Below are 25,169 nucleotides of genomic sequence, written 5' to 3' on the forward strand. Positions count from 1 at the left end.
CCGACACGCCGTTGCCCGGTTCCTGCGTTCTTGTGACGGTTCGATCACTCCGAGGAGCGCGTCCGGTTGGGCACCGAGGGTCCTGCAGTGGTGACGGGGCGTGAACTCACTGACGGAACTGCCTGGTCGCGCTTCCGGTCAGGGGGACCGGTGGTCCCGGATGCCGTCGATCGTGCCGGCGCCGAGCCCGGCCATCCCGCGCCGGAGGTCGGCGGTGAGGTCGTCGAGCAGAGTGGTCACCCCCGTCGGGCCGCCGACGGCGAGCGCCCACAGTGCCGGACGGCCGATGCCGACCCCGGTCGCGCCCAGGGTCAGCGCGCGCAGGACATCGGTCCCGGAGCGGATGCCACCGTCCACCAGGACGGGCACCTCCCCGCCCACCGCGTCGACGATGCCGGGAAGAACCACCGCCACGGTGACCACGCCCGCGAGCTGCCGCCGCCCGTGGTTGGAGACGATGATCCCGGTGGCACCGGCGTCCACCGCTGCAGCTGCATCCCGCGGGTCCAGGACTCCCTTCACCCAGACCGGCAGGCCGGACTCCGTGGCCAGCTCGCCGATCGAGGCAGGGGTCAGGGCAGCCGTGATGTGCGCCGACATGGTCGGCCAGTCCCAGCCCGGGTAGTTGCCCGGCCGGACGTCGAACCCGGAGGTGACCGTCCGGAACGGCGGATCGCCGATGCGGCCGGGATTGTCGACGGTGAGCACCAGCGCCTCGGCCCCGCCGGCAACACAGCGGGCCAGGTAGTCCCGGGTGCGACCCCGGTCGGTCATCACGTAGACCTGCGCCCAGAACGGCCCGCCGGCCGCGGCCGCGAAGGCGGTGACCTCGAGGGTGGCCGAGCTGGAGTAGCAGAACAGGGCGCCCGCCTTCCGCGCCGCCCTGGCTGTCGCGACCTCCGCCTCCGGGTGGTACAGCCCGTGCGCGGCCGTGGCGCTCACATGGATCGGGGTCGCCCAGGAGCGGCCCGCAAGGCTCGTCCGGGTGTCGACGGGATCGACGCCCTGCAGCACCCGGGGGACCAGAGCGACCGACTGCCATGCCTTCTCGTCGGCGTCGGAATCCGGGCCTGCGGTGGCCTGCAGGTAGTGCAGGACATCGGCAGGGAGCAGCTCCGTGGCCGAGCGGAGCAGCATCGCCAGATCCACCTACCCACCGCCCGGTGTCGTGGGGAACACTGATGTCCCGCTTCCTCGGCATTGTGCCGTGCAGCCCCTCCGAGCGCCCGTCGCCGCTGATCAGTTTGTGACCATCGGTGGACAGGGCTGATTCACCGTCCGTCGAGAACCGTCATGAACCGGGAACTGAAAGCCTCGGTGGCCTCGGGATCGGTGTTGACGTGCCAGACGAGCTCGAAGCGTACGGGCCGCCGGAGCGCGACCCGGAGCGGCCTCGCGACGGTACCTGGAGGAACGTGACGGCCGAGAGTGCCTGCGCTGTAGAGCCAACCGTGACCGGCGGTGATCTGGGCGATGACGTCGGCCATGGTCCCGAGCGGCTCCGCGCGGCGTGGCGCCGGCACGCCGGCCCCGGCCAGGTTGCCGAGGATCAGGTCGTGGATCGCGGGACTCAGGGCCTTGTCCGGCAGGTGCAGCGGCACCTCGGCCAGGTCGCGGGGGTCCAGGACCTCCGCGCCGGCCAGCGGGTGGCGATCGGAGATCACCGCGAATGCCTCCGTCTCCGTCCAGATCGGCCGGCGGCGCAGCAGTCCCGGCTCGAGGAGCTGACCATCGACGGTGAGATCGAAGCCGATGTCGATGGTTCGGGCGAGCAGTGCGCGAGGGTGGGACAGCCAGGGCAGACCGACGACCTCGGTGCCGAGCGGCCGGCCCGACACCACGAGCCCGGAGACTGCCTCGGCGATCGCCGCATTGATCGGGTAGATGTCGACGGCACCGACGCGCAGCACGCCGGAGGCACGTCGTACCTCGGCCTGTACTTCGGTGTCGACGGCGGCAGAGTGCTCCACGAGTTTCCTGGCCGGATCCAGGAGGCGGCGTCCGAGATCCGTGAGCATGACGCCCCTGTTGCTGCGGACGAACAACGGCGCGCCGACAGCCCGTTCCGTCCGGCGCAGGGCCCGGCTGAGCGCCGGCTGGTCGGTGTGCAACACCTGTGCCGCCTTGATGAGGCTGCCGCACTCCGCGACGGTTAGGAACGCCCGCCACTGGGAGAGTTCGAGCGCCATGTCCGTAGAACATAGCCGGTCTGGCAACTTCGCAGTTCCCGCTGACGACGGCGACTGGGACGGTGACGAGGTCCGACCTGACTCCCGAGCACCGGAGGCGATGATGAGCTAGACCTTCCCCAGTGATCCCCGCGACGTGTTCGCCGAGAGAGCCCCGCAGTTCGTGGGTCTCGGCGTGCCGCGTACCGACCTCGAGTTCCTGATGGCAACGATCACCGACATGTGGGCTGACGGCCCGGGTGGCTGGTGTTTCGAATGGAGCAGGATCGCTGACAGGTATGCCGAATCGGGACAGCCTTGGCTCGCCTCGCTGGCCTACGGCGGTGCACGCTATCCCTGCTTGGCCGACAGGCCCAAGGCGATCGCGATGCAGCACCAGATCGAGCAGTACGTCCGGGCGTCCGAGGAGTTCCCGGTGACGTTCGAGCGACGCACGGTCACCACCGTCGTGAGCGGCGAGGTGGTGGAGGTTCCGGTCCACCTGCTGGCCGGGCGGGATGCCACCGCGGCCACCCCGGTGCTGCTCGTCAGCGGTGGCGTCGACACGTGGAAGATGGATCTTCACCAGATGTGGATCGCCTACGTGCTCGGTGCCGGGGTCAGGGTCCTCGCATTCGACCATCCGGGTACCGGCGAACTGACCCACGTGCCCCTGACCCGCGACTCCGCTGCGGTCGTCGATGGTTTTGTTGCGTATGCACGTACGTTGACCACCGGGAAAGTCGGGCATCTGGGGTTCAGTTTCGGCGGTTGGTTCGCCGCCCACTCCTCCCTGACCGAGGCCGTGGACGCGGCGGTGGTCATCGGCGGACCGGTGACCACAGCGTCCTTCGGTCCGGGACATTTCCACGAACTGGCGCAGAGCATGGGTGGCATCGTCGGCAACGCCTTCGGTTTCGCCGGCCCACCGACGGACGCCCAGTTCCTCTCCCATGCCGGCACACTGGCTCTGGACGATCTGGTCGCGGCCGGCAGGGCGTGTCGGACGTTGGTGATCAACGGCGACGACGATCCGCACGTCCCGTCCGCGGATCTGGACCTGTGGCGGGGCTTTGCGCAGGCCGATGTCCGCGTGATCCCTGGTGGCACGCATTGCGCCATGAACAAGCTCGACGAACTGCTGCCGACGGTGATCAGCTGGCTCAGGTCGGCGCTGCACTGAGTTCCGGTCGGCGGGCCCGGCGCGCCTTGTCCGGGCGATTCGCACAGTGCCGATGAGAAGTGGTCCTGGCGGGGGTCTCTGTAGGGTCCGGATGACGCGAAACCCCGGCAGGAGAAGGCGGCCAGGATGAGACCACTGCGCTACTCGATCAACGTCACGCTGGACGGCTGCTGCCATCACGAGGCCGGGCTAGCTCCGGACGACGAGTCGATGGCCTTCTGGGCCGAGCAGATGGAACAGGCCGACGGACTGCTCTTCGGCCGGGTGACCTTCGAGATGATGCAGTCCGCGTGGCGACGGCCATCCACCGGCGTGTGGCCGGACTGGATGGGGGAGCGGGAGATCCGCTTCGCCGAGGCGATCGACGGTGCCCGGAAGTACGTCGTGTCGAGCACCCTGGGCGAGGTCGACTGGAATGCCGAGTTGGTGACAAGCGATCTGGGAGAGTCGGTGCGGCGGCTCAAGGCAGAGTCCGGCGGTGCGTTGTGGGTCGGCGGGGTCACGCTTCCGCTGGCACTGGCGGATCTGGGATTGATCGACGAGTACGAGTTCCTCGTTCACCCGGTCCTCGCCGGCCACGGCCCGACGCTGCTGGCCGGGCTGCGCGAGCGGATCCAGCTCGAGGTGGTGGACCGGCGGATGTTCAAGTCAGGTGCAGTGGCGGTGAGAGCCCGGCCCGGCGGCTGATCATGTCCTCGGTCCAGGGGTAGGAGTCAGGAGCGCAGGCCATCGATCAGCAGTGCAGCGGGCTTCCAACTGATCGGACCTCGGCCCGCAATGAGCGCATCGTGGACACGCGGCGGAGCCTGCTGGTGTCAACAGCGGTCAGGTGACCCGACGGACGACATGTCGGGCCGCGTCGAGAACTTCGTCCGGGTGTGTCAGGTGCACCGAGTGCTCGGCGGTAGGCCAGGCGAGCACGGTCGTGCCGAGCGCTTGTGCCAGCCGCACGTGAGCCTTCCGGATCGGCGACGACTCCTTACGGTCGGCGGTCACCACGGCGGCCGGGACGTGCCGCAGGCGCGCTGGATCGAAACGAACTGCGACGTCATTGATCCCGACCACCGACCTGGCCAGGAGGTCCAGGTCGAGCTGCATCGTGCGTTGGATCGCAGGGCGCGCCTCGGGGCGCAGGTCGGGGCGCCGGAGCAACTTCTTGCCCGCGGAGTTGACGAGCCGGCCCGCGAGCACCTTACGCAGGGATCGTGGGCGGATGCCGGCCAGGAGTCGGAGAGACCGTCCGAGTTGCCGACAGATGCGGGGATCGTTGATCGGTGTCGGGTCGAGCAGCACCAGGCCGGCGATGTCATCGGGGTGCTGCACGGCCGTCAACAGTGCGACAGCGCCGCCCAGGCTCTGCCCGATGGCAACCACGGGGCCGAGTCCATGAGCACTCAGCATCTCGTGGACGTGATCGGCGGCGTCGGCCAGCAGCACGTCGCCAGGGGTGCCGCTGACCCCCGGCCGGTCCCACAGGATCACCCGGCAGCCGGGCTCCTCGAGGAGTCCCTCGGCCAGGCCCGGGAAGAAGCCTTCGACCTGTTCGGCACCTCCGGGCAGGAGCAGCACCGCAGGTCCCGAGGATCCGAGCACCCGTGGCGGAGGCGGTGCGGTGATCGAACCGGTCATGAGGTGCCCTTTCGGATCGGTCGGTGGCGGGGTTCGCGGCCGCTCGGGATCGAAGCTCCACCCACCTGCCTGCCAAGCGCGTCGTTGCCACTGCAAGTGTGCACCTCCATCGTGGTTCACATCCCGGTGCAGACGCCTTCTGCTCAGAACGCTACGCCGCCCGGATTCTCGGCGGACTGCTCGATGCCGGTGCCGAACTTCGGCGTGGGCAGATGGACACGATCCTGGCCGGTTGCCTGAGCCCGCCCGGTTGACAGGGCGCGCGACAACGAAGGAAGGGCGGGGTCACTGGGGAGAACGTGAGCGTCCCGCCGAATGTTTCAGTTGCGAAACGCATGCTGCCTCGATGGACGTAGCCCTCACCGGCCGTTGCGGAACACGCCACCGTCCTCGGATCTGTGATTGCGGTGGAGTTCGACGCGATAGCGGTAGCGGTCGGAGTTGAAGTAGTTGACCGTGTACTGGACGGGGACGTCCTCGTTGTCGAGAAAGACGCGGTTGATCCGCAGCACGGACTGGCCGGGGGAGCAACCGATCAGTGGGGCAAGTTCGTCACCGACCGGTGCGACGGTGAGCTCCTGCCGGACGAGGGCGACCGGTCGCGGCCAGACCTGCTCGACCCGTGAGATGATCATGCCGCCAACGGGTTCACCGCTGCCGGGTACGGCGCCGCTCTCGGCGAGCCGCTCGCCCAGCTCGGCCGGCAGGTAGATGCGCGCGACTCCGAAGGCGACGTCGTTGTTCAACCTCAGCACCTGGATCTCGCAGATCTCGGTCGTGTCGAGTGCGAGGACGGCGTCGGAGTCGGGCTGGTCCTGTGGGCCGAGGGCGCGGATGACACGGACCTCGGCGTCGGGTGACATCGCGATGACATCGTCGAGTGCGCCGAAGGTCCGGATGTACTGCCCCGGCGGAGACGCGAAGGTTCCCCAGCGGCGGTAGCGCCGGACCAGGCCCTCGGCGGCCAGTTCCTGGTAGGCGCGCCGCACGGTCTGCCTGCTGAGCCCGTACTGCTCGCTCAACGCCGACTCGGTCGGCAGCCGACCCTCCTGCCCGAAATCCTGCCGGGCGATCCGCGCGCGCAGATCGTTCGCCAGGCTCCGATACGACGGTTCAGCGGGAGTCACATCCGCCCCGCCTTCCTTGCGTCGTCCACCCGCCGGTCCGACGGGCTCTGAGAGGTTCGATCACCCTACCGTCTACGCCCACCGGATCAGTTGACGCAGTGCTCTTGTCGTGTATTGTACGGCCAATAGAAGCACTCAAGGTCGACTGCATCTCGGTCGCCGGACCTGTCCGTGCGGCGTGGAAGGACAAGCGCATGAATCCGCTGCGGAACACGCTGCGCGGTGTCAGGGTTCTCGACTTCTCGGTCAATCTGGCCGGCCCCTTCGCGTCGATGATCCTCGGCGATCTGGGTGCCGATGTCCTCAAGATCGAGCGGCCGGGTGGCGGCGATGACGCCCGGGGGTTCGCGCCGAAGTGGAAGGGACTGAGCACCTGCTTCTATGCCTTGAACAGGAACAAGCGGTCGATCACGCTGGATCTGAAGGACTCGGCCGACCGCCAGGTTGCCCGGGAACTCGCCACGGGTGCAGATGTGCTGGTGCAGAGCTTCCGTCCAGGTGTCCTCGAGCAGCTCGGGCTCGGCGCCGAGGAGCTGCGGGCGGTCAACCCCGGCCTCGTCCACGCATCCGTGAGTGCCTTCGGTGAGCAAGGTCGGTTCCGGCACATGTCCGGCTATGACCCGATCGTCCAGGCGTTCTCCGGGCTGATGGCCATGACGGGATCGGAAGGTGGCGAACCCGTACGGGTCCCGGCCTCGTTGACCGATCTCAGCACCGGTATGTGGGTTGCCCTGGGTGTTCTCGCTGCGCTGCGGGAGCGGGACGCATCGGGGGCGGGGTGCACCGTCGGCGTGAGCCTGCTGGATTCGATCATGATGATGATGACCCACCAGGTGTCCTGGCATGCCCTGGTCGGGGGGAGCCCCGCGCCACTGGGGTCGGGTTCCCCGCTCACAGCGCCCTACCAGGCGTTCCCGGTTCTGGACGGACATGTCATGATCGCCGCGGGCAATGATCGACATTTCCAGCGGTTGTGTCAGGTCCTGGATCTCCCGGAAGCGCTGCAGGACAGCAGGTTTGCGAGTCCTGCGAGCCGGGTCCAACACCGGGATCCGCTGGCCGGGTTGATCGGAGGCCGGACCGCCGCCCTGCTCGCGGACGAACTGGTGGAGCGGCTCACCGCGGCATCCGTACCGTGTTCGAAGGTCAACGATCTCGCGTCGGCCCTGCTCGATCCCGCTGTGGCCGAGCAAGGTCTGCTCACCCGCGCCGTGGGAGATCCGGACTACTCGTCGATCCCGGTCGTCGACCTGCCGATCGTGGTCGACGGCGACCGTTTCGGGCCGCACGTTTCCGCCCCGCGCTACCACCGACCCGGCGACGAGCCGTCCGTCGCTGCCTGGCTCGATGACATCCCCGGTGTCGCCCGCGAGGGCTCCACCGTCCCTGTGTACAACACCGAGAACTCTGACAGGAGAACGCATGCCGAAACTTCCTGAGCGCTACGCGATCGTGGTGGCAGCCACCCCGTACGGTGCGGACGGCGCAGTCGACGAGGTCGCCTTCCGCCATCAACTGGGCCGCCTCCGGGACGCCGGGGTGGCGGTGAACCTCGTCGGCCCCGGTATCGGCGAGGCCTTCACCCTGTCCGATGCCGAGCGTGACCGGGTGCTCGCCATCGGGGTCGAGGAGCTGCGCGGGCAGGTCCCGGTGCGGGCGATGGGCCGCGAGCCCCGGACACCGGACGAGATGATCAGGTTCGTCCGCCGGTCGGAGGAGCTGGGAGTCGATGCGGTGCAGGTGTACTCGCTCGACATCGGTCACGGCGCGAAACCCTCGCTCGCCGAGATGGCCGCCTACTACGACGCGGCGATCTCTGCGACGTCGCTGCCGGTCTACCTCTCCAGTCACTTCTTCATCGGTTACACCCTGCCGATCGAGTTGCTCGTCGGGCTTGCCGAAAGGCACCAGAACTTCGTCGGCATGAACATCTCGGTGATGGACCCGAAGTACCTGGCGTCCGCGATCCGGGAACTGGGTTACCGGCTGGAGATCCATTGTGCCGGTGTGTGGAACGCCGTCAACGTCCTCAGCCTCGGTGGAACCGGCCTCATGGGCGCCGAAGGGAATGTGGCGCCCCGACTTTTCGCCGACGTCGTCCGCCATTTCGTGGCCGGCGACCAGCAGTCCCTGCGCACCTCTTTCGATCAGATCCTCGGGCTGTGGGCTGCCATCGACAGGTTCGGCGGCAGCGTCGGCCGGGGGCTCAAGCCGTTGATGAATGCGCTCGGCCTGCCGGGAGGTTCGCTCAGAGCACCACTCCTGCCGATCCCGGACGACGATCTCGACGTGTTGCTGGCCGATGTCAAGGCGCTGAAGATCCCCGAGCTGCAGGGCATGTCGGAGGTGATCGCCCGATGAGCATCCCCGTGACCGCCGAAGCGGCACTGGATCCCGACAGCACCGCGCTGATCATGTGGGATCTGCAGAACGGGCTCGCAGGGAAGGCGCCGAACGTCGCCGGGATCGTGAGTGCCGGCAACCGCCTGGTGACTGCGGCCGATGCGGCGGGCGTGCCGGTGTTCTGGAGCCAGCACGTCTTCCCGCCTCTCGACGCGACGCCGGCACCGTGGCTGCTGTGGATGATGCGCAAGCAGTCCGTCACCGATGTGCGGCAGTTGCGGCCGATGCTGCAGCAGGGGAGTCACGACGTCGAGTTCCTCGCCGATCTGCGGCCGGCCCCGCACCACCACGTCCTGCGGAAGTCGCAGCCGTCGCTGTTCTTCGACACCCCGCTCGACAGCATGCTGAAGGTCCGTGGCGTCCGATCGGTCGCAGTATGCGGTTTCGCCACCGACATCGGGGTGGAGTTCACCGTCCGGCACGCGACCGCGGAGGGTTACCACGCGATCGTCGTCGAGGACGCCTGCGGCGCCTATGCGCAGGAGAACCATGACAGGAGCCTGGGTTTCCTGCGTTCCTGGTGCCACGTCACGGATTCGGCGACGGTCGAGCAGGTGTGGTCCCGGGCAGGCGCCGTCCGAACGGTCCCCGCGACCTCCTGAGTCCCATCCCCTCGGGGCAGCGCAGAGCAGCCCTCCTGCAGCACCGAAAGGACATCGATGTTCAGCTCCGTGACCGCCGCCGAGAAGCGGCAACGTCTGCACGACCTGGTGGTACGCAACGTCGAGGACAGCCGGACGACGATCCTGCCCGGCATGCACGACGCCTTCACGGCCAAGATCGCCGCCCACGCGGGTGCCGAGGCCATCTTCATGACCGGCGCCGGGGTCGCCGCATCTTTCCTCGGCGTGACCGATGTCGGCATCATGCGGATGCAGGATGTCGCCGATGCGGCACACAACATGGCCGAGGCGGTCGATGTACCGGTCGTCGTCGATGCCGACGACGGCTACGGAGAGCCGGTGCACGTCTACCGGGCCGTCCGTGAGCTCGAGCGGGCAGGCATCGCGGGACTGCACATCGAGGACCAGATCTCGCCGAAACGCGCCCCGTACTTCAAGTCCGACGAGCTGCCGTACGGTCTCATCCCGGCAGAGCACATGGCCGACAAGATCCGTGCTGCCGTGGATGCACGGCAGGACCCCAACCTCCTGATCCTGGCCCGGTGCGACGCCCGCAAGGTCAACGGCTTCGATGATCTGGTGCAGCGGTGCACGGTCTACCTGGAGGCCGGTGCCGACGGGCTCTTCCCGATCCCGTACATGGGGCCGGACGCGGCCCAGATCCGCAAGGACCTGGCCGACCTGCACGCGGCATTCCCGGGGGTGCCGATGCTGCAGGCCGCTGGGGACGGGATGCTCGCGGGATACCCTCCGGCCGCCGAACTGCCCGAACTCGGCGTGCACCTGTCCGTCTACCCGGTGCAGTCGATGTGTGCCGTGATGAAGGCCGTGGAGGACTCGATGACCCGGCTGCTGACCGACGGGTCGCTCGACGGATGGGACGGGCTGGCGAGCTACGACGACTGCAACAAGGCGCTGGACTACGACGCCTACGTGTCGGCCCACCGGCGATGGACCGCCCGTGTCTGACCGGAACCGGATGGTGACGTTGGACCGGCGCGAGAACGGCGTCGCAGTACTGACTCTGGTCGACCACACACGGCGCAATGCACTTGGGTCCGACATGGCGGTGGCGATCGAGCGGGCCGTCGGCGAGCTGCGCGACGATCCCGGTCTGCGGTGTCTGGTGGTGACAGGAGCGCCACCGGCGTTCAGCTCGGGCGGTGATCTCGCCATGCTCACCGCCCTGCAGCAGCGCGCGGCCGGCGGGGTCGACGTCTCCGCCGACATGCACCGCTTCTACCGGCAGTGTCTGTCGTTCCGGGAGCTGCCGGTGCCGACCATCGCGGCGGTCGCCGGCGCCGCTGTCGGAGCGGGACTGTGCCTGGCCCTCGGTTGCGACATCCGGATCGTCGCCGAGGACGCCCGGCTGCGGCTGAACTTCTCCCGTCTCGGACTTCACCCCGGCATGGGCGGATCGTGGTTCCTGCCCCGGTTGGTGGGAGTGCAGCACGCCGCGTACCTGCTCTTCTCCGGCTCCTACTTCAGCGGACAGGACGCGGCCCGGATGGGGTTGGCGCTCGAGTCGGTCCCGGCGCAGTCCGTGCTCGACCGTGCCCTGCAGATTGCCGACGGGATCGCGGAGTCGTCGCCCGCGGTGCTCGGCGCGCTGGCCGCACATCTGCGGTCCGGCGCCCCGGAGACCCTCGAGCAGGCCTTCGCGCGCGAAGGTGCAGCGCAGGCAGACGATTTCGGTTCCGCGGCATTCGCCGAGGGACTGCGCGCCGCGGGAGATCGCCGTGTCCCCGACTTCGCGCCCCATGTCTTCCACCGGAAAGAAACTGCTTTACATTCCACCAGCGCCGGTCACCGGTAGCAACCAGAAAGGATCTCGCAATGTCTGCCACCTATCGACTGCGGTGTCGGCGCCTCCTCCGAGGCGGCTTGGCAGCACTGATCGCGGTCGCCGCCCTCGGGCTGACCGCCTGCAGTTCCGGGTCGTCCGCCGATGCGGATGACTCGTCCACCCTGACCATCGGCGCGAGTGCCGCGCCGAGGAGCCTCGACCCGACGATCGCTGCCAACGGGGTTCCCGGGGTCTGGTACATCGTCCCGGCCTACGACGCTCTGATCGAGCGTGCTCCGGACGGCACGACGAAGCCTGGACTGGCCACGGACTGGGCCTACTCCGCCGATCGGATGTCGTTCGTGCTGAACCTGCGGTCCGGCGTGAAGTTCAGCGACGGAAGCGATCTCACGGCCGAGGCAGTGGTCAAATCGCTGCAGCGCTACCAGGAGAGCGGCACGTTGGTCAGCTGGTTCAGCCGGGTGTCCACGGTGTCCGCGACCGGACCGATGCAGGTGACGGTCGCGCTGAAGACGCCGGATCCCATGCTGACCTATGCCTTCGACCAGGGCGGCCTCGCCGGCGCGATCATCGGCCCGAAAGGTCTGGCGGATCCCGACTCGCTCGGATCGAGCACCAACGGTGCCGGGCCGTACATGATCGATCCCGCCCAGACGATCGCGAACTCGCAGTACACCTACATCCAGAATCCTTACTATTACGACAAGAGCAGGCAGCACTACAAGAAGATCGTCATCAAGGTGTTCACGGACGGGAACTCGCTGCTGTCCGCGGTGCGGTCGGGCCAGGTCCAGGTCGCCCAGGGGGTGGCCGCCAACGCGGACGCGGCGAAGTCGGCCGGTCTCACCGTCTCGTCGGCACCGTCCGGTCTGCTCGGGGCGTACATCGCCGACCAGGACGGCGTGCTCGTCCCGGCGCTGGGCGAGGTCAAGGTGCGGCAGGCGCTGAACTACGCCATCGACCGGGCGAGCATCGTCTCCTCGCTCTACGGCGAGTACGGACGGCCGACCGATCAGTTCGTGCCGGAATCCATTGCCGGGTACGTCCCCGCGCTGCAGGACCACTACCCCTACGATCCTGCGAAGGCCAAGCAGCTGCTGGCCGAAGCGGGCTATCCGGACGGGTTCAGCTTCAGCATCGTCGAGCAGCCGGCCGTCGACAACGGGGACCTGCTGACCCAGGCGCTGGTGGCGGCCTGGAAGGAGATCGGTGTCGACGTGACCATCAAGACCGCGGCGTCCTTCCCCGCCTACCAGGATCTGATCCGCAGCAAGAAGTACCCGGCGACCACCTTCACGTTCCAGTACTCCGCGCAGCTCACCGTGATGCGCCAGATGGCGCTCAAGCCGTCCGGCTACAACTGGCTGGAGTTCACCAACGACGAAGCGGTGGAACTGGCGACCACGCAGCTCAAGTACGACGTCGAATCAGCGGACGGGAAGAAGGCCGCCGAGGCGTCGAACACGTTCATGGTCGAGAATGCCTTCGCCATCCCGGTGGTGAGCAGCGATGCACTGCTGTTCTCGGCGAAGGGTGTGGACGTGGGAACCGTGGGCACCTACCCGTGGCCGGACCCGACCAGTTGGACCCCGGCCACCTGATGTCTCCGACCAACCCTGGTGTCGACCGGCCGGTGCCGGCCGGTCGACACCGGACGTCCTGAGGGGCCCGGCATGGTCAAGACCCTCGTTCTCCGGCTGGCGACGTCACTGGCACTGCTCATCGTGGTGCCGACCCTGACCTTCTTCATCCAGGGCATCACCCCGACCGACGTGGCACGTGGAGTTCTCGGCATCGATGCATCACCTGAGCAGGTCGCGGCCTTCAACCAGAAGCTGGGCCTGGACCAACCCCTGGTCGCGCAGTACATGCGGTGGCTGGGCAAGGCACTGCACGGCGATCTCGGGAACTCCTACCAGACCAGCCAATCCGTCCAGGAGATCCTCGCTCCCCGCATCGGCGTCAGCCTGTCGCTGATCATCGGTGCGCTGCTGGTCTACGCCGTTGTCGGAGTCGTCCTGGGAGTCCTGTCCACCACCGGGGGAACGGCGATCGGCCGCATTCTCGATGCGGTCTCCACGCTCGGGCTGGCGGTGCCCAACTTCTGGCTCGCCACCATCCTGGTGTCGGTCTTCTCCGTGGAGCTCCTCCTCGTGCCGGCCAGCGGGTACGTGTCTCTCGGCGACGATCCGGAGATGTGGTTCCTGTCGTTGCTGCTCCCGGTGATCGCGCTGGCCTTCGGCGGGATCACCGCCGTGGCCAAGCAGACCCGGGACCAGATGATGGTCGCTCTGGAGAGCCCCTACACCCGCACCTTGCGAGCCAACGGGATCTCGCGGTTCTCCCTGGTGTACAAGCACGCCCTGCGCAATTCCGCAGGCCCCGTCGTGACCGTCCTGGGCACGATCTTCGTGGGCACCCTCAGTGGTTCGGTCATCATCGAGAACATCTTCGTCATGCCCGGTCTCGGTTCGCAGGCCCTGGACTCCGCCCTGCAGTCCGATCTCCCGGTCATCCAGGGGATCGCGGTCTACTTCACGATCATCATCGTGATCGTCAACCTCATCATCGACGTCGTCACCATGGTGCTGAATCCGAAGGTGCGTACCGCATGACCGCCGTGACCGTAGAGGCTTCCCTGGTCGACGAGCCCGACCCGACCCGGAGCAGATTCCGCTCCGTCCGCGAATACCTGCGCAAGCCACTGGGGGTGGCCGCAGGAGTATTCCTGCTGCTCGTCGTCGCTGCCGTGAGCCTCGCCCAGGTGATCGTGCCGTACCCGCCGAACGAGCAGGACCTGGGCGCGGCGTTGTCCACCCCCTCCGCCGATCACTGGTTGGGAACGGACCGCCTGGGCAGGGATGTGCTGAGCAGACTCCTGGTCGGCGGGCAGCATTCGCTGCTGGGGCTCGCGCAGGCCCTCGGCGTGGCCCTCGTCCTGGGAGTGGTGCTGGGTCTGTGCGCCGGCTACCTCGGCCGCGTGGTGGACAACGTGATCTCAAGGGCGACCGAGGTCATCATGGCGGTACCGGGCATCATCGCGATGCTCATGGTCTATGCGCTGACCGACAACAACGCCGCCGCCGGCATGGTGACCGTGGGGATCAACTCGGCGCCGACCATCGTGCGGGTCACCCGGAGTGCCGCGCGGTCCGTACGCGGCGAGGTCTTCGTCGCCGCATCCGAGGTGATCGGCATGGGGCGCACGAAGATCATGATCAAGCACATCCTGCCGAACATCTGGGGTCCGATCATCGTCAACGCCGCAGTGCTCGCCGCTGTGATCCTCGGTGTTCAGGGCGGACTCAACTACATCGGCCTCGGCATCACCCCGCCGGACCCGAGCTGGGGCGGAATGGTCAGCGATGCCCAGCAGGTGCTCGCCCAGGAGCCGTGGCTGATCCTGCCGAGCGGTCTGCTGCTCACGCTGGTGATCATGGCCTTCCTGCTGGTCGCCGACGCGCTGCGGGACACGTCGTCCGGCAACAGGTCCCGGCCGACGACCACGGCCGCCCGGCGCCCGGACGAGCCTTCCGGGCCGGCACTCCCGGTGTCGGAGACAGCAGTCCTCTCGGTGCGCGGGTTGGCCGTCACCTTCGGCGAACTGCAGGTTGTCAAGGACGTCAACTTCGATCTGGCCGGCGGAGGAGCCCTGGCGATCGTCGGGGAGTCCGGGTGCGGCAAGTCCGTCACCGCGTCCGCCGTGCTGGGGAGCCTCGGACGGTCGGCAACGGTGACCGGGCACGTGCAGTTCGACGGTGTGGATCTCAACCACGCTCCTGACCGGGTACGGGCGGCAGTCCGGGGCACCGGGATCGCCTACATCTCCCAGGATCCGATGGTCGCTCTCGATCCGTGTTTCACCGTGGCCGGCCAGCTCGGGGAACTCGTGGGACGACACGACCGGATTCGTGGGGCACAGCGGCGGCAACGGGTGCTCGAGCTCCTCGGACAGGTCGGACTGCCGGATCCGGAGGACACGGCCCGCCGCTACCCGCACCAGCTCTCCGGTGGAATGGCGCAACGGGTCGCGATCGCCTGTGCACTGGCCGGCCGACCCCGGGTACTGGTCGCCGACGAGCCGACCACTGCACTCGACGTCACCATCCAGGGCGAGATCCTCGGTCTGTTGCGGCGGTTGCAGGAACAGACGGGGATGGCGATCGTCCTCATCACCCATGATCTGGGCGTGGTGGCAGACCTCTGTCAATCGGTGGCGGTCATGTATGCCGGCGAGATCGTGGAGTTCGCCGAGGTGCAGGAGTTGTTCGCGCGTCCCCGGCATCCGTACACGCGTGCGCTGCTGGGGGCGAACCCCATGTTGGCGCCACGCGGGGAGCGGCTGCCGGCCATCCCGGGCACCGTCCCCGCTCCCGGGGCCTGGCCGTCAGGGTGCCATTTCGCCGACAGGTGTTCCTACACCACTGATTCCTGCGTCTCGGAAGCAGTAGGACTGACCCAGGTCATGGAGGCGGAGGACCACCACGTCCGCTGCATTCGCCAGCACGACATCGCCGCACAACTGGAAGGGCAGCTCCGGTGAGACCCGACAGCCTGGTGCAGATCACCGGCCTGAGCGTCGACTACTCGCGGGGATTCGGGCGAGGGTCGTTCCGGGCCGTCGACGACGTGTCCCTGACGATCGCGCGCCGGGAAACATTGTCCGTCGTCGGCGAATCCGGCTCCGGGAAGACCACCATCGGATCGGCGCTCCTCGGGTTGCAGCGCCCGTCGAGCGGATCCATCGTCTTCGACGGGCAGGACATCACGCATCGTCGTCCCAAGGACCGGAGGCTGCTCAGCACCAAGTTGCAGGCCGTTTTTCAGGACCCGTTCAGTTCACTCGACCCGTCGGCGCCGATCATGGATTCGGTGCGCGAACCGCTGACGGTGGCGGGTGTCCGGTCGACCCGACGGGACACCGATGCTCGCATTCTCGACATGCTCGAGCGGGTGGGCATCAGACGTACATCGGCGCACAGGTATCCCGGCGAGTTCTCCGGCGGCCAGCGGCAGCGGATCGCGATCGCCAGAGCGCTGATCCTCGATCCGGACCTGGTCGTGTGCGACGAAGCGGTGAGCGCCCTTGATGTCTCGGTGCAGGCCCAGGTGCTGAACCTCCTGGAGGACCTGCAGCGCGAGACCGGCACCAGCTACCTCTTCATCTCGCACAACATCGGAGTGGTGCGCCACATCTCGGACCGGGTCATCGTTCTCTACCGCGGACGGGTGATGGAGACGGGGACCGTGTCCGAGGTGTGCGATCGACCGGCGCACCCCTACACCAGAGCGCTTCTCGCCTCCGTCCCGGTGCCGGATGTGCACGAGCAGAAGGCCAGGCGGGAAGCACGCGCACTGACCAGCACCAGGACGGCCTTCGCCCCCCGGGGCGGTATCGGCTGTCCTTTCGCGCCACGATGTCCGTACGCCCAGTCGCGGTGCATCGACGAGACCCCACCGCTGACGATGCAGGCGGACGGCCGCAGCATCGCCTGCGTGCGAGCCGGCGAGATCCCGCTCGTCGAAACAGCCATCGCGTCGAAGAGCCCATGATCGGCGCCTATCGAGGAGGAAGCTCCCGCATGACCGAGACCACGCGCCGCGTACCGACGTGTGCAGGGCCGGTGATCGGCACGATCGAGGACGGCCTCTCGGTCTTCCGTGGCATCCCCTACGCGGCAGCACCTTTCGGAGAGAACCGCTTCCGGGCACCCCGGCCACCAGCGCCGTGGACCGACCCGTTCGAGGCCTTCACCTTCGGTGCGACGTCTCCGCAGGTGACCCACGCGGCCGCGGGAGGACTGCCAGATGTGCCCGAGCCCATCATCCCGGGCAAGGACATCCTCAACCTCAACATCTGGACGGCCGAGCTCGACCCGAGCGAGCCTCGCCCGGTGCTCGTCTGGATCCACGGCGGTGGCTTCTACGCCGGCTGCAGCGCGAACCCCTGGTACGACGGTGCATCCTTTGCCGGACAGGGTCTGGTCTTCGTCAGCATCAACTATCGCCTCGGTGCGGAAGGCTTCCTCGAGTGCGAGGGGGCCGACACCAACCGGGGCCTCCTCGACTGGCTGGCCGCACTGAACTGGGTGCGTGAGAACATCGCCGCCTTCGGTGGCAACCCGGCAGACGTGACGGTCATGGGCCAGTCGGCCGGCGGGATCGCCGTGGGCGCCCTGCTGTCCGCGCCACGCGCGGCAGGGCTCTTCCGGCGGGCGATCATCGCCAGTGGCGTCCTCGACGCATCCCGCACCAGAACCCTGGCAGAGTCTGGGGAGTTGACGGAGGAGCTCGCCAGGATCACCGGAGCCGCACCTCACCGTGAATCGATGCTCCGCGTGCCACCCGACACCCTCGCCCGGGAGCACTTCCAGCTGATCTCCAAGAGCGTGCGTGGTGGTGCACCGACGTCGTCGTTCTCCTGGACGCCGGTCATCGACGGGGACCTCATCCCCCGATCCCTGACCCAGGCCGTGCGGACGGGGATGACATCTGCGGTACCGATGCTGCTGGGAACAACGGAGAACGAGAGCACCTGGGGCTCGCTGCGCAAGGGCCATTACACGGACGAGGGCTTCCGACGGGGGCAGGAGGTCACCGACCGCAGATTCCGACGACCGACCGACGAACTGGCCCGCGACCGGGTCGGGCAAGGCGGCGCACCGACCTTCCGCTACGAGTTCCAATGGAAGTCGGCGGCCGAGCGCTACATCCTGTCCGCGCACTCGCTCGACATACCGTTCTTCTTCAACACTCTCGACGCGCCCTACGTCGCCGAGTTCACCGGGCCGAATCCACCCCGGTCCGTGGCCAGGTTGATGCACGAGGGGTTCGCCAGGTTCGCGAAGACCGGCGATCCGGGTTGGCCGCCGTTCGACGACTTCGACTCGGTGATGCTCATGGACACGAAGCCGCGGTTGGCTGCGGGTGTCACCTTCTAGTTCTCGGCGGGCCCGACTCGCGCACGTGGACGTAGGCCGGGTCGCGACAATCCACCTTCCGTGAACCCGACCTCGGAGTGGACGGACAGGCGCGTTCCGAGGGACCTGCCACTTTGCTGTGACGTGGTCGGGGCTTGCCCACTGACCGCTCCGAAAGGCAGACTGGGGCCACTGATCCGCAGCTGCCGGAGCCGAGACCCCCTTCCGTGTGGTGCGGCTGGAACCGAGCGCTGTCGGCCATGTCCACAGGAGACCTTCCATGCGTGCAGCCGTTCTGTACCCCGAAGCATCGGCCGTCCGGATCGTCGATGTCCCCGAGCCCCGGCCGGCAACCGGCTGGGCGGTGCTCGAGGTCGGCGCCGCCGGCCTGTGCCACACCGACCTGCACGTGATGGAGGGCATGCAGTTCTCGGCGAAGAACACCGTGGACTACACGGTCACCCGGCCACGCATCCTCGGTCACGAGGTCGCCGGGACGGTGGTCGAGGTCGGCGATCCGGCTGACGACGAGTGGCTGGGGCGTCGGGTAGCGATCGGCAGCGGCGAGCAGAGGCACGTCACGCCCGGCATGCACATCGACGGCGGGTTGGCGCAGTTCTGCGCCGTCCCGGTCACCAGCCTGGTGACCGTGCCCGATGGAGTCCCCATCGAGATCGCTGCGGTGGCGCCGGATTCCATCTCCACTGCGTACTCCGCCGTTCACCAGGCGGGTGCGATCTCCGCGGCCGACCGGGTCGCTGTGATCGGGCTGGGCGGTCTGGGGCTGAGCGCGGTCCGGATCGCCGGGCTCAGCGGAGCCACGGTGTTCGGCGTCGACATCGACCCCTCGCGCTTCGCCGCGGCGGAAGCGGCCGGCGCCCGTTCATGCGTCGGCGACGTCACCGAACTGACGGACGAGGGGCTGTCGCTGGTGATCGACTTCGTGGGCGGCCGGACGACATCAGCGGCCGTGGATGCGGTCGGTGTCGCAGGTCGCGTGGTGCTCGTCGGACTCGGCGCCTCCCAGATGACCGTGTCGCCCCTCTCCCTGGTGCTCGGACGGAAGTCGCTAATCGGCTCGCTGGGTTCGCCGAAGGGCCAGGTGCTGCGGAAGGTGCTCGACCTCATCGCGGCAGGTCAGATCACACCCGCCGTTGAGGCGGTGCCCTTCGATGAACTCGTGTCCGCCTATGACCGCCTCCGCTCGGGAAAAGTATTGGGCCGCATGGTGACAAGGCCCAACGACTGACCGCAGCTTCACGCACGTCGACCCAACAGGTCATCCCACCAGGGAGGAGAGACGATCGAGCCGGTCGAGTTCGGCGGGATTCAACACCAGGGATGCGGCTGCGAGCAGGGCGGGCAACTGCTCGACGGTCCGGGCACTGACCACGGGGGCGTGGACGCCGGGTTGTTGGCGGAGCCAGGCCAGTGCCACCGTGGCGATCTCGACGCCGCGGCTCCGGGCGATTTCGTCCAGCTCGTCCACGACCGCCAGGCCCTCCTTCGAGAAGTACGGACCCGCGAACTGCTGTCGGCTGGCGCCGGCCAGGTCGGCCGCTGTCCGGTACTTGCCGGTGAGGAAGCCGCTGGCCAACCCGAAGTAGGGCATGACTCTGAGGTCGAGATCGACAGCGACCGATCGAAGTTCCGACTCGAAGGGCCGTCGGTGTACGAGGTTGTAGTGCGGTTGTAGGTAACGGGGCCGTGCCCAGCCTTCCCGGTCGGCCACGGCGATCCACTCGCGAATCCGGGCCGCGCTGTAGTTTGACAGGCCGACATCGATGATCGTGCCTTCGATCTGCAACTGGCGGAAGGCCGCCGCGGTCTGCTCGATCGGCACCGTCGGATCGTCGTAGTGGGCGAGATAGACATCGATCACGTCGATCTGCAGTCGTTCCGACGATGCCGCTGCTGCCGCGAGTACGACCTCGGGTGCCAGCCCGGTGAAGTCGGGATGCCTGCCGACCTTCGTCGCCACTCGCGGGGTCGGCAGTCCCGTGTCCCGGCGTCGGGTGAGCCACTCACCGAGGATGCGCTCCGACTCCCCACCGACATGCCCTGGTACCCAGGCGGAGTAGATGTCGGCGGTGTCGATCAACCGTCCGCCCGCAGCTGCGAAGGCATCCAGCACCGCGAACGACGCGGCCCGGTCGGACGTCCAGCCGAACGTGTTGCCGCCCAGAACGATCGGCAGCTCGTTGAGGGTCCCCTCGGAGTCGGTCGGCGGTGCCGTCATGCGCGGGCTCCCAGAGACCTGACCTGGGTGTGCAGTTCCACCTGCTGCAGGGCGGAGAACAGGCGGATGCCCGTGAGTGTCTCCCAACCGCCTGACCAACTGACCTTCGAGGCGATGCCCCAGACGGTCTGCTCGTCCAGGGCGACGCCGCGAACTTCACCGTGCCGCCGGCAGATGTGCGAACGGATCTGCCTGATGCGTTCGGCCGGATTCTCGATCGGCCGACCGTGGCCCGGGTAGAGCATGCGTAGGTCGAAGGATGCAAGTCGGTCCAGGGACAGCACATGGTCCTCGACCGCATTGGTCAGTCCCGGGCCGCCCAGGCCGACCCCTGGGTTCTGCGCGGGCAACACATGATCCCCGACGAACGCGACGCCGCCGGTCATGTCGACGACCGAGATGTGGCCCCTGGTGTGGCCGGGAGTGGACAGGACAACCAGGTCCCGCCCGGGGATCTCGAGGCGGTCGTCGTCCTCGAGGAGTCGGTCGATGCCGGGGTCGATGCCGTCCATCACCTCCCGGGATGCGGTCCGCAGCAGTTCGGTCTGTACCCGGACGGGGACACCCCACCGGCGGAGCGTCGCATGGAGGTCCGGTCCGCCGAACGTGCTGCGACGACGGATCGTGTCCGCCTCCAGGTGGTGCAGGGCGAGCCGCGCGCCCGACACCCGGCGGAGGTGGGCGGCCATCCCGATGTGATCCGGGTGGGCGTGCGTCCCGGTGATGGTCGCGATGTCGGTCAGAGCGAGGCCGTGTTCTCCCAGGGCGCCGATCAGCGCCTCCCTATTCGCCGGGGTGTCATGACCGCAGTCGATCAGATGTGCCCGACCGATCGCATCGACGATCAGGTACGCCCAGGAGTGCCGTCGTGACGGTCCGGGGAATTCCATGCGGATCGGATCCACGGCAGGGAGCGCGGTGGTGGTCAGGGAAGGAAACATCGCTGCTCCTGCGGCCGGTCGGTGGAACCCAGGTAATGTACCATGTTAACTATCAAGGATGATATGACGGCGGAACGGTTGTCGGACAACAGGTGCGAACTGCGCCTCCGTCGGATGCTGCCCGATGCTGTTCCCAGGAGACCACGTGGTCGCTGCAGACGGTCGCGAGCGGGATCGCGCACGCCTCAACGTCGTGCTGTTCATCGCTCTGGTCTTCACCTGGGGCTCGAGTTTCCTGTTGATCCGGATCGGTATCGGGATGTTCCCGCCGCTGCAACTGGCCGCTGTCCGGGCCCTGCTCGGTGCGGTCACACTGTTGGCGGTCCTGTTCGCGACCGGTCGCAGATTGCCGCGTGGGCGCAGCATCTGGTGGCACATGTTCGTGGTTGCATCGGCGCAGTGCTCGATCCCGTTCGCGCTGACGGCATGGGTCGTGCAATACCTGCCGAGTGGGCTGGCGAGCATCGACAATGCTGCGGCACCGATGCTGACAGTTGCGTTCACCCCGCTGCTGTTGCGCAACGAGCGCTTCTCCTCGACCCAGGTTCTCGGGTTGCTCGTCGGGGTGGCCGGAGTGGTGGTGCTGCTGGCGCCGTGGAACCTGGCGGGAGGTGGCGCCGACCTGCACCTCGCCGCCGAGCTCGCCATGCTGCTCTCGGCGACCGTCTACGCCTTCGGTCTGGTCTACATGCGCCGGTTCGTGGCCGGGACCGGCCACGAACCGATGACTGTCGCGACGATGCAGATGGTGCTGTGCGCGGGGGTCCTCCTCGGCCCCGGGTTGGCGACCCTCGGCGCGCCGGTCCGATTCAATGCCCAGGCGGTGGTGGCCGTGGTGATACTCGGCGCCTTGGGTACGGGCATCGCGTACATCTGGAATGCCAGGCTCATCCGGGACTGGGGAGCCTCCCGTACCTCGACGGTGACCTATCTGATGCCGTTGGTGGGTGTGGTCGCCGGGGCCGTACTTCTTGATGAGTCCCTGTCCTGGAACCAGCCACTGGGTGGTGCGGTGATCCTGGCCGGCATCCTGGTCAGCCGGCGGTCCACACCTCCGGCCAACCCGCCGACGGCTGTGTGATCCCGCCGGAGTCCCGGTCAGTGCGGGAGGACCCTCAGCTCCATCAGGCCGGTCAGGGCCTCCCGGAACACCGCCTCGGTGTCGCGGACCTCGGTGAAACCGGCCTGCTTCACCTTCACGGTGCTGACCAGGGCCGGGTCCGCGTGTCCGACCAGGTCGGCGCCGAAGGTGTAGTCCGCGTACTGATGGCTGGTGCCGAGCACTGCGTCGAGGGGCAAGGGGCGTAGACCGTGTCGGTGGACCACGCGGTCCCAGGTGTCGGCGTGCCGGGCGAAGAAGTCGGTCAGCCGTTGCCGCTTCGGCTCGGCGGCGGTGATGCCGAAGACCTCGGCGAAGGAAGGCCAGATCTCCGGCCAGGAAAACACCTCCCCGTTCGTCAGGTTGAAGTGCTCGCCGAAGGCACGCTGCTCGGCACGTGCCCAGACGACAGCGCGTGCGACCAGGCCGACGTCAACTGTATGCACCGGGGCGAAACGTCCACCCGGAAAGGAGAAATCCTCACCGGACTCCCGCGCGAGAGCCGCGAATGCGCCGATCACCGGAGGCGTGCAGTAGGCGACGCCGAAGGCCGGGCCGACAACCTGGACCGGTCGGAAGATCGTCCATTCCGATCCGTGACGGGCGCAGTATTCCCGGAGGAGGTCCTCTTGCAGCCAGTAGAAGTTCGGGTGCGGATCCCGTGGAGCCCGCTCCCGGGCGGGCAACGGGATGCGGTGAAGGTGGACGCCGTAGGCCTTGGTGCCCTGCATGGTGGTGATGTGCCGTGGCGGCCGATCGACCAGTCCCTCGAGGGTGTTCCGGAGCATGTCCAGATTGGTCTGCATCTGATCCGGGTCGGACCAACCGGGAACCAGACCAGGCTTTTCGAATGCAGCGGCGTAGACGACGGCATCAAACGGACCGGTTGCGCGCAGAGCATCGGCGGTGGCGGTCGCGTCCAGCAGATCGAGTGGCAGATGCCGCAGCCGATCCTGGAGCGGTACCCCAGGTGGGCGACGGGACACCGCCGTCACGGCCGCTCCGGTCGTCAAGTACTCGCGGACCACGGCCGTCCCCACCAACCCACTCGCGCCGACGACCAGGACAGAAGTTTCCACATTGACCGCCTCGACGTCGGGGAGCCTGGTGCTGGTAGTTAACAACGTATAGCATCTGCGGTGTAGCGAAACCTCAACGAGGAGTGCGGACGTGAGCGTGCCACCGTTTCTGAAGCTGTACCACACCGGGATCATCGTCGACAGCCTCGACGATGCCATGGAGTCCTGGGGGCGGACTCTCGGGCTGGACTGGGCTCCGCCGCTCTCCTCCACGGTGCCGCTGCTCTGCCCGGACGGGGTGGTCGGGCGGGAGGTCCGGTTCACCTACTCGCTGCAGGGCCCGCACCACATCGAGCTGCTGGAGCAGATCGACCCCTCGCCGTACCTGAACGTGACCGGCGGCCGGCATGTGCACCACCTCGGCTACTTCACGGACGATCTGCCCGGCGCTGCGGCACACCTCTCCGAGCAGGGCTTCCGGATGGAGCTGTCCGGCGTCGCCGACGACGGTGGGGTGGCACGGGCCAGCTTCCACTACAGCGAGCTCTCGCCCGGGATGTGGATCGAGCTCGTCTCCCACGAGATCGCGGCCGAGATCGGTGACTGGATCAGGATCGCCGCGGAGGAGCGTGGCATCGAGTACGTCTCGCCGTTCGACCTGCCGGCCCGCCAGGAGCAGCCGTGAACGTTGCCGAACTGCCGCTGGCCGACCGGGTACGCAAGCTGTTCCAGGGTGACGCCGACATCCTGGCGGATCCCTTCCCGACATGGAACGAGCTGCGTCGGGAACATCCGGTGCTGCGACTCGACGACACCGTCGTCCTCAGCACGCACGCCGACGTGAAGGAGCTGTTGGGGGACAACAATGTGCTCTACAGCCGCGCAGCGACGAAACACTCCGATCGCTACGAGCGCGCACGGCAGGACTTCAGCGCGCGCGGCCGGGAGGCCTTCGACTCGGTGCTCGACCAGGAGTTCCTGCAGCTGGTCCGGCTGGACCCGCCGGAGCACCCCCGGCTGAAGAAGATCGTCCAGCCACCCTTCGCGGTCCGGACCCTGAAGACGGAGATGGAGAGCAGAGTGCGGCAGCGGGTGACCGAGGGGCTCGATGAGCTCGATGCCGCAGCCGGCTCCGTCGACTTCAAGCGGTTCGCATTCTCCTTGCCGTTGATCGTGCTCGGCGACCTGCTCGGTATCCCGTTCACGGATCTCGACCAGATCCACTCGTGGGCCAAACGCATCGCGGAGAACAAGTTCAACGCCGACAGCGAGGATGCCGCGGTCGAGGCCGAGCGGGCCTACGACGGCCTGCTCGGATACATCGACGAACTGCTGATCGCGCAGGAGCAGGGCGACCGCCGCACGGGCATCATCGAGGCCCTGCTCGGGGCGGAGGCCGCCGGCACCATCGATCGGGCCGGCAGTCGCGCCATGGTCGCACTGATGATCTTCGCCGGTCACGAGACCACCAGCAATCTGCTCAGCATCGGGATGCTCAGTCTGCTGCGGCAGCGGGATCAGTGGGAGACACTGGTCGCGGAGCCCGATCTCGCCGCTGCCGCGGTCGAGGAACTGACACGGTTCGTCACCCCAGCGCACTTCCTCCCGTATGTCGCTGCACAGGACCGCATGTTGGGCGGTGTGCAGATCTGTGCCGGTGACTCGGTGATCGGTGTGCTCGCAGCGGCCAACCGTGATCCGGGTGTGTTCAACGCCCCGGACGTCCTCGACATCCGACGTCGGGAGAGCCGTCTGCACGTGGGATTCGGCATGGGGCCGCATTCCTGTCTGGGGGCAGGACTGGCGAGGATGGAAGCGGTCACGTTGTTCCGCCAGATGGCGGAGCGGTTCCCCGGGGTCTCGCTGGACCCGGACCAGTCCATGATCTGGGGAGGCCGTTCCCTGCGGACACCAGGGTCGATGCTCCTGCGACTACGGCCCGCACAGGACGCCTGACGATCGGGACCGGCTCCCGTCACACGCCCCGGTTCCGTCCGGCAGGGCGCCCCGG

General features: G+C 67.8%; 23 protein-coding genes. 16 read left to right on the plus strand and 7 right to left on the minus strand.

Features of this window, described 5'->3' with window-relative positions:
• Positions 1-138 precede the first annotated feature (138 nt).
• Together GIS00_RS00315 and GIS00_RS00320 are read right to left on the minus strand one after the other, a co-directional pair.
• Positions 139-1,149 carry an alpha-hydroxy acid oxidase gene (locus GIS00_RS00315; RefSeq protein WP_154766460.1) on the minus strand — a complete coding sequence of 337 codons (1,011 nt, stop codon included), beginning with the start codon at positions 1,147-1,149 and terminating at the stop codon, positions 139-141.
• A 122-nt stretch (positions 1,150-1,271) separates the two neighbouring features.
• A complete protein-coding gene (locus GIS00_RS00320) occupies positions 1,272-2,189 on the minus strand; it encodes a LysR family transcriptional regulator (RefSeq protein WP_154766461.1) in 918 nt (305 codons plus the stop codon).
• Between the two features lie 220 nt (positions 2,190-2,409).
• Between GIS00_RS00320 and GIS00_RS00325 the strand changes: the two genes are divergently transcribed.
• Both GIS00_RS00325 and GIS00_RS00330 read left to right on the plus strand, forming a co-directional pair.
• Positions 2,410-3,351 carry an alpha/beta hydrolase gene (locus GIS00_RS00325; protein ID WP_230312950.1) on the plus strand — a complete coding sequence of 314 codons (942 nt, stop codon included), beginning with the start codon at positions 2,410-2,412 and terminating at the stop codon, positions 3,349-3,351.
• Between the two features lie 126 nt (positions 3,352-3,477).
• On the plus strand, positions 3,478-4,038 hold the full coding sequence (locus tag GIS00_RS00330; RefSeq protein WP_154766463.1) for a dihydrofolate reductase family protein: 561 nt from the start codon (positions 3,478-3,480) through the stop codon (positions 4,036-4,038).
• Positions 4,039-4,176: 138 nt separating this feature from the next.
• On the opposite strand, the gene GIS00_RS00335 is transcribed toward GIS00_RS00330, so the two are convergent.
• Together GIS00_RS00335 and GIS00_RS00340 are read right to left on the minus strand one after the other, a co-directional pair.
• Complete coding sequence (locus GIS00_RS00335) at positions 4,177-4,980, minus strand: alpha/beta fold hydrolase (protein WP_154766464.1); 804 nt, start codon at positions 4,978-4,980, stop codon at positions 4,177-4,179.
• A gap of 359 nt (positions 4,981-5,339) precedes the next feature.
• A complete protein-coding gene (locus GIS00_RS00340) occupies positions 5,340-6,107 on the minus strand; it encodes a GntR family transcriptional regulator (RefSeq protein WP_154766465.1) in 768 nt (255 codons plus the stop codon).
• Positions 6,108-6,301: 194 nt separating this feature from the next.
• Between GIS00_RS00340 and GIS00_RS00345 the strand changes: the two genes are divergently transcribed.
• The 11 genes from GIS00_RS00345 to GIS00_RS00395 all read left to right on the plus strand — a co-directional run bounded on the left by GIS00_RS00345 (position 6,302) and on the right by GIS00_RS00395 (position 19,109).
• A complete protein-coding gene (locus GIS00_RS00345; protein WP_154766466.1) occupies positions 6,302-7,546 on the plus strand; it encodes a CaiB/BaiF CoA transferase family protein in 1,245 nt (414 codons plus the stop codon).
• Positions 7,530-8,468: a dihydrodipicolinate synthase family protein gene (locus tag GIS00_RS00350; protein ID WP_196073043.1), complete on the plus strand. Its 939-nt coding sequence runs from the start codon at positions 7,530-7,532 to the stop codon at positions 8,466-8,468. Before GIS00_RS00345 ends, GIS00_RS00350 begins: the two co-directional genes overlap by 17 nt.
• Positions 8,465-9,112 (plus strand): cysteine hydrolase family protein, encoded by a 648-nt coding sequence (locus GIS00_RS00355; RefSeq protein ID WP_154766468.1) that lies wholly within the window; start codon positions 8,465-8,467, stop codon positions 9,110-9,112. Before GIS00_RS00350 ends, GIS00_RS00355 begins: the two co-directional genes overlap by 4 nt.
• Before the next feature lie 57 nt (positions 9,113-9,169).
• Positions 9,170-10,102: an isocitrate lyase/PEP mutase family protein gene (locus tag GIS00_RS00360; RefSeq protein ID WP_154766469.1), complete on the plus strand. Its 933-nt coding sequence runs from the start codon at positions 9,170-9,172 to the stop codon at positions 10,100-10,102.
• Positions 10,095-10,949, plus strand: a complete 855-nt coding sequence (locus tag GIS00_RS00365) for an enoyl-CoA hydratase/isomerase family protein (RefSeq protein WP_154766470.1) — start codon at positions 10,095-10,097, stop codon at positions 10,947-10,949. Before GIS00_RS00360 ends, GIS00_RS00365 begins: the two co-directional genes overlap by 8 nt.
• Positions 10,950-11,017: 68 nt before the next feature.
• The gene (locus GIS00_RS00370; RefSeq protein ID WP_196073044.1) at positions 11,018-12,541 is read left to right on the plus strand and encodes an ABC transporter substrate-binding protein; all 1,524 of its coding nucleotides are present in this window, start codon (positions 11,018-11,020) and stop codon (positions 12,539-12,541) included.
• Positions 12,542-12,613: 72 nt separating this feature from the next.
• Positions 12,614-13,555: an ABC transporter permease gene (locus tag GIS00_RS00375; RefSeq protein ID WP_154766472.1), complete on the plus strand. Its 942-nt coding sequence runs from the start codon at positions 12,614-12,616 to the stop codon at positions 13,553-13,555.
• Positions 13,552-15,483 carry a dipeptide/oligopeptide/nickel ABC transporter permease/ATP-binding protein gene (locus GIS00_RS00380; protein WP_154766473.1) on the plus strand — a complete coding sequence of 644 codons (1,932 nt, stop codon included), beginning with the start codon at positions 13,552-13,554 and terminating at the stop codon, positions 15,481-15,483. Before GIS00_RS00375 ends, GIS00_RS00380 begins: the two co-directional genes overlap by 4 nt.
• Positions 15,480-16,493, plus strand: coding sequence for an ABC transporter ATP-binding protein (locus GIS00_RS00385; RefSeq protein WP_322097292.1), 1,014 nt, complete (start codon positions 15,480-15,482; stop codon positions 16,491-16,493). The genes GIS00_RS00380 and GIS00_RS00385 overlap by 4 nt, the downstream gene beginning before the upstream one ends.
• 29 nt (positions 16,494-16,522) lie before the next feature.
• On the plus strand, positions 16,523-17,881 hold the full coding sequence (locus GIS00_RS00390; protein ID WP_196073045.1) for a carboxylesterase/lipase family protein: 1,359 nt from the start codon (positions 16,523-16,525) through the stop codon (positions 17,879-17,881).
• Between the two features lie 259 nt (positions 17,882-18,140).
• Positions 18,141-19,109: a zinc-binding dehydrogenase gene (locus GIS00_RS00395; protein ID WP_154766475.1), complete on the plus strand. Its 969-nt coding sequence runs from the start codon at positions 18,141-18,143 to the stop codon at positions 19,107-19,109.
• A gap of 30 nt (positions 19,110-19,139) precedes the next feature.
• Here GIS00_RS00395 and GIS00_RS00400 read toward each other — a convergent pair whose 3' ends face one another.
• Both GIS00_RS00400 and GIS00_RS00405 read right to left on the minus strand, forming a co-directional pair.
• Positions 19,140-20,099, minus strand: a complete 960-nt coding sequence (locus GIS00_RS00400; protein WP_154766476.1) for an aldo/keto reductase — start codon at positions 20,097-20,099, stop codon at positions 19,140-19,142.
• Positions 20,096-21,040 (minus strand): MBL fold metallo-hydrolase, encoded by a 945-nt coding sequence (locus tag GIS00_RS00405; RefSeq protein ID WP_154766477.1) that lies wholly within the window; start codon positions 21,038-21,040, stop codon positions 20,096-20,098. Before GIS00_RS00405 ends, GIS00_RS00400 begins: the two co-directional genes overlap by 4 nt.
• A gap of 145 nt (positions 21,041-21,185) precedes the next feature.
• Between GIS00_RS00405 and GIS00_RS00410 the strand changes: the two genes are divergently transcribed.
• Entirely contained in the window at positions 21,186-22,121 is a 936-nt protein-coding gene (locus tag GIS00_RS00410) for a DMT family transporter (RefSeq protein WP_196073046.1), read from the plus strand.
• 17 nt (positions 22,122-22,138) lie between these two features.
• Here GIS00_RS00410 and GIS00_RS00415 read toward each other — a convergent pair whose 3' ends face one another.
• Entirely contained in the window at positions 22,139-23,344 is a 1,206-nt protein-coding gene (locus tag GIS00_RS00415; protein ID WP_322097293.1) for an NAD-dependent epimerase/dehydratase family protein, read from the minus strand.
• Between GIS00_RS00415 and GIS00_RS00420 the strand changes: the two genes are divergently transcribed.
• Both GIS00_RS00420 and GIS00_RS00425 read left to right on the plus strand, forming a co-directional pair.
• Positions 23,310-23,843 carry a VOC family protein gene (locus GIS00_RS00420; protein ID WP_154766480.1) on the plus strand — a complete coding sequence of 178 codons (534 nt, stop codon included), beginning with the start codon at positions 23,310-23,312 and terminating at the stop codon, positions 23,841-23,843. The two genes, GIS00_RS00415 and GIS00_RS00420, sit on opposite strands and share 35 nt — an antisense overlap.
• A complete protein-coding gene (locus tag GIS00_RS00425) occupies positions 23,840-25,114 on the plus strand; it encodes a cytochrome P450 (RefSeq protein WP_154766481.1) in 1,275 nt (424 codons plus the stop codon). The genes GIS00_RS00420 and GIS00_RS00425 overlap by 4 nt, the downstream gene beginning before the upstream one ends.
• Positions 25,115-25,169 lie beyond the last annotated feature (55 nt).

This window comes from Nakamurella alba (assembly GCF_009707545.1).
GTDB lineage: Bacteria > Actinomycetota > Actinomycetes > Mycobacteriales > Nakamurellaceae > Nakamurella > Nakamurella alba.